Here is a 15245-nt window from a genome sequence, read left to right as displayed (position 1 = left end):
CAATAATGAACGGATTAAATACTGCTGAAGAAATAATAGCATTTATAAAAAACTCAACAAAAAGTACACCTGTGAAGGCTTATATTAATGGTAATTTAGAAAATTTAAAAACAACTGCAAAAGTTTTTAAAGGAGAAGGTTCTTATATATTAATAGGAGAATCTGATGAAATATCTAAAATATTAGAAAATTACAAAGAAACTATAACTGATTTTCATATTGAAAATGATAGAAGAAATTCTGGAGTTCCTACTCTTGACCTTAGAAATATAAATGCAAGAATAGAACCTGGAGCTGTTATTAGAGATAAAGTTACTATTGGAGATAATGCAGTTATAATGATGGGAGCTGTTATAAATATTGGATCTATAATCGGAGAAAATACCATGATAGATATGGGAGCAATCCTTGGTGGAAGAGCTACAGTCGGTAAAAACTGTCACATTGGAGCTGGAACTGTTCTAGCCGGGGTTATCGAACCTTCTTCTGCAACTCCAGTAATAGTTGAAGATAATGTCTTAATTGGTGCTAATTCTGTAGTTATAGAAGGAATTAGAATTGGAAAAGGAGCTGTTGTTGGAGCTGGTTCTATAGTTTTACAAGATGTTCCTGCGGGAGCTGTTGTTGGAGGTAATCCAGCAAAAATTATAAAAACAGTTGATGAAAAAACTTTAGGAAAAACTCAACTTGTTGATGACTTAAGAAAATAGTCTTAAAGATAAGGAGGCATAAATGGAAGTAAACAAAGTAGTTAGTAATTTACAATACTCTTTAATCAGAGCATTAAAAGAAGAAGCAACAAACTATTCAGATGTTATTGATTTAACTGTAGGGGAACCAGATTTAGAGACACCTAAGGAAATTGTATTAGAAGCATTTGAAAGAGCTAAGGATATAAAACTTAGTTATCCACCAACTGGAGGTGGAGAAAGAATTCGTTCTCTTATCGCTAAACATTATAATAAAAAATATAATACAAATTATCAAACTGATAATATTATTGTAAATGTAGGAGCATCTGAGGCTATATCTTCTTGTTTTAGAACTATTCTTAATCCAGAAGATGAAGTAATTGTTCTTTCTCCATTTTATGCAGGATATCCTCCTATGATAGAACTTTGTTATGCAAAACCTGTTTATATTGATATTTCTAAATATGATTTTGTATTAACTCCTGAAATTTTAGAGAAATATATAACTGATAAAACAAAAGCTATCTTATTTTGTAACCCTTGTAATCCTACAGGAAATGTTATGGGATATGAAGAAATGAAAAATCTTGCAAATTTTTTAGCAGGAAAAGATTTATTTATAATTTCAGATGAAATTTATAGTGAACTTGCTTTTGAAGAATTTTATTCTTTCGGTTCTTTTGAAAATATAAAAGAACAGCTTATTATTATAAATGGATTTTCAAAATCTCATTCTATGACTGGATGGAGAATTGGTTATACTATTTTCCCTGTTAAATATCGAAAAAACTTTTTAAACACAACACTTTATACATTAAGTTCACCTATGGCAGTTTCAATTCTTGCAGGAGAAGTTGCTCTAGAAAGATTTGATGATAGAAGTGAGTTTAAAGATATCTATAAAAAAAGAGCTCTTTATCTATATGACGAGCTAAAAAAATTGGGACTTGAACCAGTTAAACCTAAAGGAGCTTTCTATATTTTTGTTAACTATTCTAATATTTCAAAGCTAAATTCTTATGATTTTGCTATTGATTTACTAAAAAAATCAAAGGTTGCCCTTGTGCCAGGGATTGCTTTTGGTGTAGAAAATTATTTTAGAATATCTTCTATCTACGATCTCCCTATCTTGGAAGAAGTTGTTAACAGATTAAAAATATATATAGAAGGGAATTAAAAAAAGCGGTGAAATTTCACCGCTTTTTTCTATTATTTAATTATTTTTATTTAGCCCATAATTTTTTTAAATTTTCTATAAATTTAAAATCATCTTCAATACTTCTTCCATTTATTGTAAGATATCCACCAATCATCATTCCATTAGCTCCTGCTAAAAATGCATTTCCCATAAAATCTTTTAGAATACTTTCTCTTCCTGCTATTACTTTTATTCCCTTATCTTTTAATATTAATCTATATATAGCTATTGTTTTTAATATTTCATCCACTGATAATATTTCTCTATTCCCATGAGGAGTTCCTGGAATTGGATTCAAAATATTCATTGGAACTGCATCTACATTTAATTCTTTAAAAGTAAAAGCCATATCCATTCTATCTTCCCATGTTTCACCCATTCCTAATATTCCGCCACAACAAATTTTCATTCCTGCTTTTTGAGCATTTTTTATAGTTTCAATTCTATCTTCCACATTATGAGTAGTTGCAACTATATCTTTATATGATTTTATAGATGTCTGTAAATTTGAATGAAATCTATTAATCCCTTTTCCTTTTAAATATCTAAGCTCTTCTTCTGATAAAAGACCTATTGAGCAACAAATTTCAATTTTACCATCCTTTGTCATATCTTCTGCAAATTTAGCTACTGTTTCATAGTCTTTTGTTCCTTGATTAATTCCTCTTCCACTTGTAACTATTGAGAATCTATCGCTATTATGTTCTATTGCAACTTTACATTCTTCTTCTAAAGTTGCAATATCCTTCATAGGATAAGTGGTTATACAAGTATTATACTTCTCAGATTGAGCACAAAATTTACAATCTTCTGAACATTTTCCAGACTTTGCATTTGTTATTGTACAAGTTTCTATTTTATCACCACAATATTTTTCTCTTGTCATATTAGCAACTTTAAATAATTCTAAAAGTTCACTTCCTTTTAAATTAACTAACTCCATTGCTATTTCTTTTGTTACTTCGCCATCAATATACTTTTCTAAATTCATTTTCCATTCTCCCTTTTAACTTTATAATTTTTGTAATATAATTCAAAGTTATGTTACAGAAGAAATTATACAATCTATTCAAAAAATTGTAAACATTTTTTATTCCGATGGTTAACATTTCATATTTTGCCTATTTTATCCATTCCTTCCATATTTCTGGCTTATACCCTATAGTCACTTTATTTTTTTCTCTTAAAATTGGAGTCTTAAAAAGAGTAGGTGAATCCATTAATAATTCCAAAGTATCAAAAACATAATATTCTAAATTACGTTTTTTAAATTCTTTTCCTTCTCTATCTAAGAGATCTCCAATATCAAAAATTCGTACTATGCTTTTCAACTCTCCTTTTGAAATTCCTTTTTCTTTGAGATTAATAAATTGAATATCAATTTTTCTATCCTTGAAAAATCTTATAGCTTTTTTTGTATCATTACAATTTTTAACTCCAAATATCTGTATCATTAATAACTCCTCACATTTATATAGTCATCTTATTTTACTACATTAATTAAAAAATGTTAAACTATATCTTAAAAAAAATAATATTTTTTTAAAAAAACGTTCGAAAATAAAGCTTAAAAATCATTTGACAAACAAAAGTTATAAATGTATAATGATGTAAGCGGTTACATGATAAGGAGAGTAATATGAAAATAAAAGATATCGCACGACTAGCTGGTGTATCCACGGCTACTGTATCAAGAGTAATAAATAATTCTTCTTCAGTAAAAGAAGAAACAAGAAAAAACATTTTAGAAATTATTAAAGCTAAAAATTACAAGCCTAATATAACAGCCCAAAATTTAGCTAAAAAAGAAAACAACACTATCGGAGTAGTTATTCCTGATTTAGATAATCCCTTTTTTGGAAAAATTATAAAAGGAATTTATGAAAAAATCGAAAAAGAAAATTTAAATATTATCCTTTTAAATAGCTATAGTAGTTTAAAAAAAGAAAAAAGAGTAATTGAAACTTTAATAGAGCAAAGAGTTAAAGGAGTTATAATAGTTCCTATAGCAAAAGATAAATTTTCTAGTTATGAACATTTTAATAGATTAGATGAATTTAACATTCCTTATGTTCTTATAGATAGAGAAGTTGAAGGAGATAATTTTTCTAAAGTTTATTTAGAAAATAGAAAAGGAGCCTACAATGCAACTAAATATTTAATGAATAAAACAAAAAATATTGCTATGATTTCAGGCCCTACTAGAACAACCACTGCAACTAAAAGATTAGAAGGTTATAATATGGCCATGGATGAAGAAAATTTAGAAAAAAAAGTTTATTATGGAGATTATAAAATAGATTCAGGTTATAAAATAATAACCGAAATTATAAAAAAAAATAATCTTCCAAAAGCTTTATTTATAGCTAATAATATGATGACACTTGGAGTAATAAAAGGACTTATAGAAAATAACATAAAAATACCTGAACATATTTTAATATTTAGTTTTGATGAGGTAGAAATGGCTGAAATTTTTGGTATTAAAATAGATTATCTTGAATTTAATGTAAAAGCTGTTGGAGAAAAAGCAGTAAATATATTAAAAGATAAATTAAATGGTGATAATTCTAGAAAAATTATCAAAATACCTGGAAAAATAAAAAAATAATTTTTTTAATTTTAAATGTAAACGGTTACAAAATTAATGAAAAGGAGGATATGACAAATTATTTGCCATATAAAATTATGAAAAAAATATTAGTAATTGGAAGTCTTAATATGGATTTAGTTACCATGGCTAAAAGACACCCTAAATTAGGAGAAACAATTATTGGAAAAAGTTTCTTTCAAATTCCAGGGGGAAAAGGAGGAAATCAAGCAGTTTCCATTGCAAAATTAGGTGGAAATGTAACTATGTTTGGTTGCGTAGGTAAGGATTCTCATGGACAAATATTAATAAATGAATTAGAAAAGAATAATATCCAAACTAAGCACATAAAAAAAGTTGAAACTAATACTGGTATTGCTACAATAGTAGTAGATGAAAATGCTGATAATACTATAATTGTTGTTCCTGGAGCAAACTTTGAAATAAATAAAACAGATATTGATAATAATATAAATTTAATAAAAGAAGCAGATATAATTCTTCTTCAATTGGAAATTCCTATAGAAATAGTTAAATATATCTTAAAAAAAGCAAAAGAAAATAATAAAATTACTATTCTTAATCCTGCTCCAGCTAAAAAACTTTCTAAAGATATAATCAAAAATGTTGATTTTTTAATTCCTAATGAAACTGAATTAGAACTTTTAAGTGAAATGCCTACTACTTCTAAAGAAGAAATTTTAATAGCTTGTAAAAAACTTCTAAACAAGGGTGTTAAAAATCTTATAGTTACATTAGGTAAAAAAGGATCAATATTTGTAGGAACAGACAAAACTTTTAGTGTTGGGATTCACAAAGTAAATGCTATTGATCCAACTGCAGCTGGCGATTCCTTCATTGGAGGAGTTATAAGAATGTTATCAGAAGATAAAGAAATAAAAGAGGCCATGGAATTTGGAGCTCAAGTAGGAGCTATCACAGTAACTAAAAAAGGAGCTCAAAGTTCTCTTCCTACATGGAATGAAGTTATTGATTATAAATTTAAAAAATAATATAAATATTTAAAGGAGATAAACTATGAAAAAAGGCAGATTATTAAACAGTGAAATTAGTTCTGTAATCTCTAAAATGGGACATACAGATCACATAACAATAGGGGATGCTGGGCTACCTATTCCAGGTAAAGTAAATAGAATAGACTTAGCTTTAGAAAAAGGAATTCCTAGCTTTTTAGAAACCTTAGAAGTGATTTTAGAGGAATTACAAATAGAAGAAGTTATTATTGCTAAAGAAACAGAAGAAATAAGTATAGATTTATACACTAAAATATTAAACTTATTAGAAAAAAAATGTGGAAAAATAACTATTTCAAAAGTGTCTCATGAAGAACTAAAAAAAATTACAAAAGAAAGTAAAGCTGTAATTAGAACAGGAGAATGCACACCTTATGCTAATATTATTTTAAAATCAGGGGTAACTTTCTAAGGAGAAAACAATATGAAAAAAATATTAGAAATGTCTGGAATAATTAAAAATTTTCCAGGAGTAAGAGCATTAGATAATGCTAATTTAAGTATATATGAAGGAAAGGTAATGGCTCTACTTGGTGAAAATGGAGCTGGAAAATCAACTATAATGAAAATAATGACTGGAATATATAAAAAAGATGCTGGAATAATTAAATATAACGGAAAAAAAGTTGAATTCAATGGACCAAAAGAGTCTCAAAATGCTGGAATAGCTATAATTCATCAAGAATTAAATTTAATAGATAATCTGTCTATTGCTGAAAATATTTTTTTAGGAAGAGAGTTAACTAAAAATTTTAAAATAGATTGGAATATAATGTTCAATGAAGCAGATATAATCTTAAAAAAATTAAATTTAAAATATTCCTCTAAAGAATTAGTTGGAAATTTAAGTATCGGAGAAAAACAAATGGTAGAAATAGCAAAAGCTCTTTCTCAAAATGCTAAAATAATAGTTATGGATGAACCTACCGATGCTCTTACTGATACTGAAACAAAAAGTTTATTTAAAGTAATAAATGAATTGGTAGCTGAAAATAAAAGTATCGTCTACATTTCTCACAGGTTAAAAGAAATATTTGAAATATGTGACTTTGCTACTATTATGAGAGATGGAAAATTTATAGATGAACTTATTGTAAAAAATACAACAGAAGATATTATTATCGAAAAAATGATAGGTCGAAAATTAGAAGATCAATTTCCTAGAATAGATACTAAGTTTGGTGATATTTCTTTAAAAGTAGAAAATCTTAATGGAGAAGTTACAAAAGATATTAATTTTTTTGTTAGAAAAGGTGAAATATTAGGAATAGCTGGACTTATGGGTGCTGGAAGAACTGAATTAGCAAAAACTATTTATGGATGTTTTAAAAAAACAAATGGACAAATTTATATTGAAGGAAATAAAGTAGAAATTAATTCTCCCCAACAAGCTTTAGAAAATAAAATTGCTTATGTTTCAGAAGATAGAAAGGGAGATGGATTAATTGTCGGGCTTTCTGTGAAAAAAAATATGAGTTTATCTTCACTATCAAAATTTGAAAATTTTTATAAAAAAATTGAACCAAATAAAGAAAAAAAATCAGTGAAAAATTTTATATCAAAATTTAATATAAAAACTCCTACAATGGACCAATTGATAAAAAATTTAAGTGGAGGAAATCAACAAAAAGTAGCTATAGGAAAAGCTCTTATGACCAATCCTAAAATATTAATTTTAGATGAACCTACAAGAGGAGTTGACGTAGGAGCTAAAAAAGAAATTTATAATCTTATAAATGAGTTTAAAAAACAAGGTATGAGTATTATTATAATTTCTTCCGAAATGCCAGAAATACTAGGGCTTAGTGATAGAATAATGGTTATGTATAATAAAACTATCACAGGAATTTTTAATAAAAATGAAGCTACCCAAGAAAAAATAATGAAATGTGCTATAGGCTTTATAAAGGAGAAGAATAATGAAAACTAATACAATATCAAATGACTTATCAATAAAAAAAGAAAATAAATTTTTAGAAAATAAACCTTTAGTTGGTTTAGTTATATTTTCAATAATTGTCTCAATATTAAATCCAAGATTTTTATCAATAGCTAACTTTTTAAATATATTAAGACAAACATCTATAAATGCAATAATAGCAACTGGAATGACTTTTGTTATATTAACTGGAGGAATAGACCTTTCAGTTGGATCCATTTTAGCTCTTTGTGGTGCTGTATCTGCTAGTATGCTTACTAATGGAGTAAATGGTTATATTGTTTTGACAGTAACTCTTATTTTAGGAACCATTCTTGGAGCAATTAGTGGAAGTTTTATCAGTTATGGAAAACTTCAAGCCTTTATAACAACTTTAGTAGCTATGACTTTATTAAGAGGTGCTACTTTAGTTTTTACAGATGGAAAACCAATTTCTATGGGATTTAGAGATAATGCTCTTTTATTTGATACTATTGGTGGAGGATATATTTTAGGAATCCCTGTTCCTATATATATAATGATTTTTGTATTTGCTGTATGCCATTATATTTTAAAAAATACCAGATTTGGTAGATATGTTTTTGCAGTAGGTGGAAACGAAGAAGCTACTAAACTTTCTGGAATTAATGTTGATAGATTAAAAGTTAAAGTATATGCTATAAGTGGAGGTTTATCCGCCTTAGCTGGAATTATTATCACATCTAGATTAGGATCTGCACAACCTACAGCAGGAACAGGATATGAATTAGATGCTATTGCTGCTGTAGTTTTAGGTGGAACTTCACTTTCTGGAGGAATTGGAAGCATCTCTGGAACTATAACTGGAGCTTTAATTATTGGGGTTCTTGGAAATGCTTTAAACCTTTTAGATGTATCATCATATTACCAAATGATGATAAAAGCAATTGTTATCTTAGCTGCAGTATTAATTGATAAAAAAACAAATAAATAAAAAGGAGAAGAATAATGAAAAAAGTATTAAAATTATTAATTGTAGGATTTTGTATTGGAATGATTTCAACAGTGGCTTTTGCTAAAGGAAAGGTAGGATTAGTAGTATCAACTTTAAATAATCCTTTCTTTGTAGATTTAAAAGAAGGTGCTCAAGATAAAGCAAAACAACTAGATATGGAACTTATAGTTTTAGATTCCCAAAATGATCCCGCTAAAGAATTATCAAATGTAGAAGATTTAATTGTAAGAGGAGTTGATGTAATATTAATTAATCCCACAGATTCAGATGCAGTATACAGAGCTGTAAAAAATGCTAACAGATCTAAAGTTCCTGTTATTACTTTAGATAGAGGAGCAAATAGAGGCGAAGTAGTAACTCACATCGCATCTGATAATGTTGCTGGAGGAAAAATGGCTGGAGAATTTATTCTAAACAAATTAGGTAAAAATTCTAAAATTATTGAATTAGAAGGTATACCTGGAACAACTGCTGCAAGAGATAGAGGAAAAGGATTTAATGAAATCGCTAATGATAATTTAAATGTAGTTGCAAGACAAGCAGCTGATTTTGATAGAACAAAGGGGCTTAATGTAATGGAAAATATGATCCAAGCTCAACCTGAAATAGATGGTGTTTTTGCTCACAACGATGAAATGGCTCTAGGAGCTTTAAAAGCTATTGGAAATAAAAATATATTAGTTGTAGGATTTGATGCAACTGCTGATGCTGTTAAATCAGTTGAAGAAGGAAAATTAGCTGCTACTATAGCTCAACAACCTAAATTAATTGGAGCAAAAGGAATAGAAACATCAAATAAAATAATAAAAGGAGAAACAACTCCTAAATTTATTCCAGTGGATTTAAAATTAATTAAAAAATAATATAAGCATAAAAAGAACAGACTAGCATTTTTAATGTTAGTCTGTTAATTAATTAACGAATCAATATTTAAAAAAATATCTCTCCTTCATTTTCATTTACTTAGATAGAGAATACCACAATTAAACCTTTTCTGTCAATATTTTTTTAATTACAAGTTACTTTACTATCTTTTTTTACACCAAATAAATATTTTTCAGTTATGGTAATCACAATAGCATTTATAGCAAAAGCTGGAACTATTTCATATAAATATGCTCCATAACCAATAGTTTTCCATAAAATAAGAGTTATAGTTCCTATTAACATTCCAGAAAATACACTTCTCCAATTTAAACCTTTTACATAAAGAGTTGCAATAATTGCAGGACCGAATACTCCTCCGAATCCTCCCCAAGCATAGGAAACCATAGCTAGTATTTTTGTAGATGGATTCATAGCCATTACTGTAGCTATTGCAGATATTATTATTATTCCAAATCTTCCAGTCCACATTATTTCTTTTTCAGTTGCATTTTTCTTTATAAATTTATAAAAATCTTCAGATAAAGTAGAAGAAGATACTAATAACTGAGAATCAATAGTTGACATTATTGCTGAAAGTATTGCTGCAAGTAATATTCCTCCTACCCAAGGATTAAAAAGTTTTGTAATCATATATATAAACACTCTTTCAGAATCTCCACCTATCTCAGCAATATCCTTAAATACAGCTATACCTGTTATTCCTATTGCCATAGCTCCCATTAATGAAATAATTACCCATACCATTGCTATTTTTCTAGCTTGAGCTAATTCTTTTAACCCTTTAACACTCATAAATCTTGATAATATATGTGGCTGTCCAAAATATCCAAGCCCCCAAGCAAGAGAAGAAATTATTGCTAAAGTTCCTATATTTCCAGATTTAAATACACTTAAAGATATTTCTTTTGCTTGAGCTGCCATTTGTATTTCTGCCATTCCTCCACCTTTTACATAAGCAAGTCCTGGTACTACTAATATCGCTAAAAACATTAAGCTTCCTTGAAAAAAGTCTGTCCAACAACAAGCTAAATATCCTCCCATAAAAGTATAAAAAACTATTGTTCCTACTCCTATCAATACTGCTACTTTATAATCTATTCCTAAAATACTTTCAAATAATTTTCCAGAAGCAACAAGTCCTGATGCAGAATAAACAGTAAAGAAAAATAATACTATTGCTGCAGAAAATATTCTTATTGTTCCTGTTTTATCTCCTAATTTTTCACTTAAAAAATTAGGTAATGTCATTGTCTTTGTTTCTTCTGTTTGTACTCTCAATTTAGGAGCTACATATCTCCAATTGAGATAAGTTCCCACAGCAAGACCAACTACAACCCATATTTGTGACATTCCAGATGAATAAACAGCCCCAGGTAATCCCATCAATAACCATCCACTCATATCACTTGCCTGAGCCGAAAGAGCTGTTACCCAAGACCCCATACCTCTTCCACCAATTAAATAATCTTCTGCACTTTCTGTTTTCTTATAAAAATAAATTCCTACTCCTACTAAAAATATTAAATACACTACAAATGTTATCATTGTCTCCATTGTCATCATTTCTTTTCCTCCGTCCTTTTATTAAACTCACAATAAATTTTAATTTCTTTACCTACTTATTTGTAAGCTCCCGGGGACTTTAATTAATTTCATAATTCAACTCCTTTATATTAATATTTTTTAAACTTAAATAAAAAAACCATTTAATGCATCTAAATGCAGTTAAATGGCTTTATCATATAAAGAAAGACTTTCTTTAGTTTAGCTCAATTCCACATTAGATACAAATCCAAATTTTCAGCTTAAAATGGATTTATACCTATGATTTAAAATCATACACACAAATCCTAATTATGGAACCATGGGGTTTTGGAATTCTACTGCTATCACTAATTTTTTCACGAGTCTCTCCTTCTAATCTAAAATTTAATTTACATTTATTGTACATATTTTTCAACTAAAAGTCAATATTTTTTTATTTTTGAATTTTATAACTGGACTATATACAGAATAAAGACTATAATATGGACATGAATTAAAATAACTATTGGAGGATTAAAATGGAAAAAATAATTATAAAGTGTCCTAAATGTAAGAAAAAAATGAGGGTTAGAAATCAAGTAGCAAAATATAAATGCCCAAGTTGTTCTCATATATATAAACTAAATAAGTTCAAGATTATTTTATTAAATATTAAAGGATTTTTTATTGGTTTTATAGATACTATCGTAGGAATTAAATCTAGTATTATTTATAAATTTAAATCTATGGTTTCAACTTATAAATATATGAATAAAGTTAGAAAAAATATGAAAGCTGATCCAAACTGGTCTAATTATCATAGAGAACAAAAAGAAATGAAAAATGCAAATAAACGTTCTTTCAAAGATATCTTTAAAAGAAAAAAATAAAAAAACATTTGACAAAATAAGAAAATTAGTATATTATTATTTCAAATAAATATCCATCAAGAGAAACTGAGGGACTGGCCCTTTGAAGTTTCAGCAACCTGCTTGTATAGTGTGGTGCTAATTCCAGACAGATGGCGATGACCCAAAATCGTTGAACCAAATCTCTAAAACTTGATGTATATAGTTTTAGAGATTTTTTTATATATTTTGCAACAAAAGAAAGGAGCACTACATGATACGTATACAAAACATTAATAAAACTTATCCCAATAATTTCGCTGCTGTTAAAAATGTTAATTTACACATTAAAAAAGGAGACATATTTGGTGTTATTGGTTTAAGTGGAGCTGGAAAATCATCTTTAATTAGACTTTTAAATAGATTAGAAGAGCCTACAAGCGGTGAAATAATTATTGATGGAACTAATATAACTTCTTTAAATAAAAAAGAACTTCTTGAAAAAAGAAAAAAAATTGGAATGATTTTTCAACATTTTAATCTTTTATCTTCTAGAACTGTTGAAGAAAATGTCGCTTTTTCTTTAGAAATAGCTAAATGGGAAAAATCTAAAATCAAATCAAGAGTTAGTGAACTATTAGAACTTGTTGAACTTTCTGACAAAAGTAAGTCTTACCCCAGTCAACTTAGTGGTGGACAAAAACAAAGAGTAGCTATAGCTAGGGCTCTTGCTAACAATCCTGAAATACTATTATCAGATGAAGCAACTTCTGCTTTAGACCCTAAAACAACTAAATCAATTCTACAGTTAATAAGAAATATCCAAAATAAACTAGGTCTTACTGTAGTTATGATTACTCACCAAATGGAGGTTATAAGAGATATCTGTAATAAAGTTGCTGTAATGTCTCATGGAGAAATAGTAGAAACTGGGGGAGTTCATCATATATTTTCAAATCCTAAGACTGAAACTACAAAAGAACTTATATCTTATCTTCCAAATAATGAAGAGTCTACTGCTGATTTAATGAAAACTAAAGGAAAAATGTTAATTAAATTAAATTTTCTTGGATCTATTTCAAAAGATCCTATTATTTCAAGAGCAATTAAAAAATTTAATGTGGATTTTAGTATAATAGGCGGATCAATTGAAAGTCTTTCTACAATGAGAGTTGGTCATTTATATGTAGAACTTTCTGGAGATTTTGAAGAACAAAAATTAATTATTCCTTGGTTAACAGAAGAAGGAGTTATTGTGGAGGTGATATATAATGGTCTTTAATATGATTTTTAATTCTACATTAGAAACTTTATATATGGTTTTATTTTCAACTTTATTTTCTTTAGTTATTGGTTTTCCTATTGGTATCTTACTTGTTATAACAAAGGAAGGAAATATCTGGGAAAAACAAAAATTAAATCAAATTTTAGAATTTATTATTAATACTCTTAGATCTTTTCCATTTATTATTCTTATGATTTGTTTATTTCCACTATCTAGAATAATTGTAGGAACAACCATTGGAGTTAATGCTGCTATAGTACCTCTTTCAATATCTGCTGCACCTTTTGTAGCTAGAATAGTTGAAGGTGCTCTAAATGAAATTGATAAAGGTTTAATTGAAGCTAGTTCTAGTATGGGAGCTAATAATTTAACTATAATCTTTAAAGTAATGATACCTGAAACACTTCCTCATCTTATACACGGAATTACTGTAACTATAATCAGTCTTATTGGATACTCTGCAATGGCTGGAACTATAGGTGCTGGAGGTCTTGGAGACTTAGCTATTAGATTTGGATATCAAAGATTCAAGGTTGACATTATGATTTATGCTGTTATTGTTATAATAATTTTGGTTCAATTAATACAAAGTTTAGGTAACTATCTTGTTTATAGAACAAAGAAAAATAGATAATTAAATATATATAAAGGAGAGGATTTATTATGAAAAAAACATTTAAAACATTATTATTAACAGGTATCAACTTATTACTTTTAAGCCAATTAGCTTTTGGAAATACCATATTAAAAGTTGGAGCTACCCCTGTACCACATGCTGAAATATTACAAGCAATTAAACCTGATTTAGCTAAAGAAGGAATCGATCTTAAAATAGTTGAATTCACTGATTATGTTACTCCTAATTTAGCTCTTGCAGATAAAGATTTAGATGCTAACTTTTTTCAACATGTTCCTTATTTAGAAAAATTTAAAAAGGAAAGAAACTTAAAACTTACATCAGCTGGAAATGTTCACGTAGAACCTCTTGGACTTTATTCTAAGAAACATAAATCTTTAGACGAACTTAATAAAAAAGACACTATTGCTATACCTAATGATCCATCTAATGGAGGAAGAGCATTAATCCTTTTACATAACAAGGGAATTATTACTTTAGCTGATCCTACTAATCTTTACGCTACTGAATTTAATATTGCTAAAAACCCTAAAAAATTAAGATTTAAATCTTTAGAAGCTGCCCAACTTCCTCGTGTTTTAGATGATGTTGACTTTGCTGTTATAAATACTAATTTTGTTATTGAAACTGGTTTATCCCCTGAGAAAGATGCTTTATTACTTGAAGGAAAAGATTCTCCATATGCTAATATTGTTGCTGTTAGAAATGATGATTTAAACAAACCTGAAATAAAAAAATTAATGGCTGCTTTACAAAGTGAAAAAGTTAAAAAATTTATTGAGAAAAAATATAATGGTGCTGTTGTTACTGCATTCTAAGATAGGAGGAACTTTTTATGAAAAAAATATTATCACTACTAATATTAACTATTCTTAGTTCTCAGCTTTTATTTGCAAATATTGTCTTAAAAGTAGGAGCTAGTCCTGTACCACATGCTGAGGTATTAGAAAATATTAAACCTTTACTTAAAGAAAAAGGAATTGATCTTAAAATAGTTGAGTTTAATGAATATGTTACTCCTAATCTTGCTCTTGCTAATAAAGATCTAGATGCTAATTTTTTCCAACATATACCTTATTTAGAAAAATTTAAAAGAGAAAGAAATTTAAAACTTTCTCAAGTTGGAGATGTTTTAATCGGTCCAATAGCTCTTTATTCCAAGAAACATAAATCTTTAGACGAACTTAATAAAAAAGACACTATTGCTATACCTAATGATCCATCTAATGGAGGAAGAGCATTAATCCTTTTACATAACAAGGGAATTATTACTTTAGCTGATCCTACTAATCTTTTTGCCACAGAATTTGATATTATTAAAAACCCTAAAAAATTAAAATTTAAATCTTTAGAAGCACCTCAACTTCCTCGTGTTTTAGATGACGTTGACTTTGCTGTTATAAATAGCAATTATGCTATTCAAGGAGGCTTATCTCCAGTTAAAGATGCACTGCTTAGAGAAGATAAAAATTCTCCTTATGTTAATGTTGTTGCTGTTAGACAAGGAGATGAACAAAATGAAACTGTTTTAGAATTAGTTAACGCTCTTAGAAGTCAAAAATCAAAAGATTTCATTCTAAAAAAATATCAAGGATCTATAATTCCAACTTTTTAAAACAAATTAAAAGACCTTAACT

16 protein-coding genes and 1 riboswitch are annotated in these 15245 nt (G+C 27.8%); of the genes, 13 read left to right on the top strand and 3 right to left on the bottom strand.

The genetic code is table 11. The features are described from left to right. Positions 1-5: 5 nt before the first annotated feature. A complete protein-coding gene (gene dapD / locus Q7K47_04465; GenBank protein ID MDP0506467.1) occupies positions 6-710 on the top strand; it encodes a 2,3,4,5-tetrahydropyridine-2,6-dicarboxylate N-acetyltransferase in 705 nt (234 codons plus the stop codon). 22 nt (positions 711-732) lie between these two features. Beyond that, positions 733-1869, top strand: a complete 1137-nt coding sequence (locus tag Q7K47_04460; GenBank protein MDP0506466.1) for an aminotransferase class I/II-fold pyridoxal phosphate-dependent enzyme — start codon at positions 733-735, stop codon at positions 1867-1869. 46 nt (positions 1870-1915) lie between these two features. Here Q7K47_04460 and bioB read toward each other — a convergent pair whose 3' ends face one another. Further along, positions 1916-2881, bottom strand: coding sequence for a biotin synthase BioB (gene bioB / locus Q7K47_04455; GenBank protein MDP0506465.1), 966 nt, complete (start codon positions 2879-2881; stop codon positions 1916-1918). 130 nt (positions 2882-3011) lie between these two features. Beyond that, complete coding sequence (locus Q7K47_04450) at positions 3012-3344, bottom strand: arsenate reductase family protein (GenBank protein MDP0506464.1); 333 nt, start codon at positions 3342-3344, stop codon at positions 3012-3014. Positions 3345-3529: 185 nt separating this feature from the next. Between Q7K47_04450 and Q7K47_04445 the strand changes: the two genes are divergently transcribed. From Q7K47_04445 to rbsB, 6 genes are read left to right on the top strand one after another with little or no spacing between them, the layout of a single operon-like run. Further along, positions 3530-4501 carry a LacI family DNA-binding transcriptional regulator gene (locus Q7K47_04445; GenBank protein ID MDP0506463.1) on the top strand — a complete coding sequence of 324 codons (972 nt, stop codon included), beginning with the start codon at positions 3530-3532 and terminating at the stop codon, positions 4499-4501. Positions 4502-4551: 50 nt separating this feature from the next. Continuing rightward, positions 4552-5493, top strand: coding sequence for a ribokinase (gene rbsK / locus Q7K47_04440; GenBank protein MDP0506462.1), 942 nt, complete (start codon positions 4552-4554; stop codon positions 5491-5493). Between the two features lie 25 nt (positions 5494-5518). Continuing rightward, positions 5519-5926, top strand: coding sequence for a D-ribose pyranase (gene rbsD / locus Q7K47_04435; protein MDP0506461.1), 408 nt, complete (start codon positions 5519-5521; stop codon positions 5924-5926). A 12-nt stretch (positions 5927-5938) separates the two neighbouring features. Further along, positions 5939-7444 carry a ribose ABC transporter ATP-binding protein RbsA gene (rbsA, locus tag Q7K47_04430; protein ID MDP0506460.1) on the top strand — a complete coding sequence of 502 codons (1506 nt, stop codon included), beginning with the start codon at positions 5939-5941 and terminating at the stop codon, positions 7442-7444. Continuing rightward, complete coding sequence (gene rbsC / locus Q7K47_04425; GenBank protein ID MDP0506459.1) at positions 7434-8405, top strand: ribose ABC transporter permease; 972 nt, start codon at positions 7434-7436, stop codon at positions 8403-8405. Before rbsA ends, rbsC begins: the two co-directional genes overlap by 11 nt. A 14-nt stretch (positions 8406-8419) precedes the next feature. Beyond that, positions 8420-9289 (top strand): ribose ABC transporter substrate-binding protein RbsB, encoded by an 870-nt coding sequence (gene rbsB, locus Q7K47_04420; GenBank protein MDP0506458.1) that lies wholly within the window; start codon positions 8420-8422, stop codon positions 9287-9289. 145 nt (positions 9290-9434) lie between these two features. Here the strand turns inward: rbsB and putP are convergent, their stop codons facing one another. After that, the gene (gene putP / locus Q7K47_04415; protein ID MDP0506457.1) at positions 9435-10877 is read right to left on the bottom strand and encodes a sodium/proline symporter PutP; all 1443 of its coding nucleotides are present in this window, start codon (positions 10875-10877) and stop codon (positions 9435-9437) included. Positions 10878-11377: 500 nt separating this feature from the next. Between putP and Q7K47_04410 the strand changes: the two genes are divergently transcribed. From Q7K47_04410 to Q7K47_04390, 5 genes are all read left to right on the top strand, one after another. Then, complete coding sequence (locus Q7K47_04410; protein MDP0506456.1) at positions 11378-11728, top strand: hypothetical protein; 351 nt, start codon at positions 11378-11380, stop codon at positions 11726-11728. 50 nt (positions 11729-11778) lie between these two features. After that, positions 11779-11866: riboswitch (SAM riboswitch) on the top strand. Between the two features lie 94 nt (positions 11867-11960). Continuing rightward, positions 11961-12968 carry an ATP-binding cassette domain-containing protein gene (locus Q7K47_04405; protein ID MDP0506455.1) on the top strand — a complete coding sequence of 336 codons (1008 nt, stop codon included), beginning with the start codon at positions 11961-11963 and terminating at the stop codon, positions 12966-12968. Next, the gene (locus Q7K47_04400) at positions 12958-13605 is read left to right on the top strand and encodes a methionine ABC transporter permease (GenBank protein ID MDP0506454.1); all 648 of its coding nucleotides are present in this window, start codon (positions 12958-12960) and stop codon (positions 13603-13605) included. Before Q7K47_04405 ends, Q7K47_04400 begins: the two co-directional genes overlap by 11 nt. A gap of 29 nt (positions 13606-13634) precedes the next feature. Next, entirely contained in the window at positions 13635-14426 is a 792-nt protein-coding gene (locus Q7K47_04395; GenBank protein MDP0506453.1) for a MetQ/NlpA family ABC transporter substrate-binding protein, read from the top strand. Between the two features lie 17 nt (positions 14427-14443). Beyond that, entirely contained in the window at positions 14444-15223 is a 780-nt protein-coding gene (locus tag Q7K47_04390) for a MetQ/NlpA family ABC transporter substrate-binding protein (GenBank protein ID MDP0506452.1), read from the top strand. The last annotated feature ends 22 nt before the right edge of the window (positions 15224-15245 follow it).

Source organism: Fusobacterium sp. JB019 (genome assembly GCA_030673965.1).
Lineage (GTDB): Bacteria > Fusobacteriota > Fusobacteriia > Fusobacteriales > Fusobacteriaceae > Fusobacterium_B.
Note: the sequence above shows the minus strand (reverse complement) of the source record. Positions and strands in the feature narration are given on the sequence as shown.

Bases quoted from the DNA above. Each gene is read 5' to 3' on its own strand.
- dapD (MDP0506467.1), top strand. From the start codon at position 6: ATGAACGGATTAAATACTGCTGAAGAAATAATAGCATTTATAAAAAAC.
- Q7K47_04460 (MDP0506466.1), top strand. From the start codon at position 733: ATGGAAGTAAACAAAGTAGTTAGTAATTTACAATACTCTTTAATCAGA.
- bioB (MDP0506465.1), bottom strand. From the start codon at position 2,881: ATGAATTTAGAAAAGTATATTGATGGCGAAGTAACAAAAGAAATAGCA.
- Q7K47_04450 (MDP0506464.1), bottom strand. From the start codon at position 3,344: ATGATACAGATATTTGGAGTTAAAAATTGTAATGATACAAAAAAAGCT.
- Q7K47_04445 (MDP0506463.1), top strand. From the start codon at position 3,530: ATGAAAATAAAAGATATCGCACGACTAGCTGGTGTATCCACGGCTACT.
- rbsK (MDP0506462.1), top strand. From the start codon at position 4,552: ATGACAAATTATTTGCCATATAAAATTATGAAAAAAATATTAGTAATT.
- rbsD (MDP0506461.1), top strand. From the start codon at position 5,519: ATGAAAAAAGGCAGATTATTAAACAGTGAAATTAGTTCTGTAATCTCT.
- rbsA (MDP0506460.1), top strand. From the start codon at position 5,939: ATGAAAAAAATATTAGAAATGTCTGGAATAATTAAAAATTTTCCAGGA.
- rbsC (MDP0506459.1), top strand. From the start codon at position 7,434: ATGAAAACTAATACAATATCAAATGACTTATCAATAAAAAAAGAAAAT.
- rbsB (MDP0506458.1), top strand. From the start codon at position 8,420: ATGAAAAAAGTATTAAAATTATTAATTGTAGGATTTTGTATTGGAATG.
- putP (MDP0506457.1), bottom strand. From the start codon at position 10,877: ATGATGACAATGGAGACAATGATAACATTTGTAGTGTATTTAATATTT.
- Q7K47_04410 (MDP0506456.1), top strand. From the start codon at position 11,378: ATGGAAAAAATAATTATAAAGTGTCCTAAATGTAAGAAAAAAATGAGG.
- Q7K47_04405 (MDP0506455.1), top strand. From the start codon at position 11,961: ATGATACGTATACAAAACATTAATAAAACTTATCCCAATAATTTCGCT.
- Q7K47_04400 (MDP0506454.1), top strand. From the start codon at position 12,958: ATGGTCTTTAATATGATTTTTAATTCTACATTAGAAACTTTATATATG.
- Q7K47_04395 (MDP0506453.1), top strand. From the start codon at position 13,635: ATGAAAAAAACATTTAAAACATTATTATTAACAGGTATCAACTTATTA.
- Q7K47_04390 (MDP0506452.1), top strand. From the start codon at position 14,444: ATGAAAAAAATATTATCACTACTAATATTAACTATTCTTAGTTCTCAG.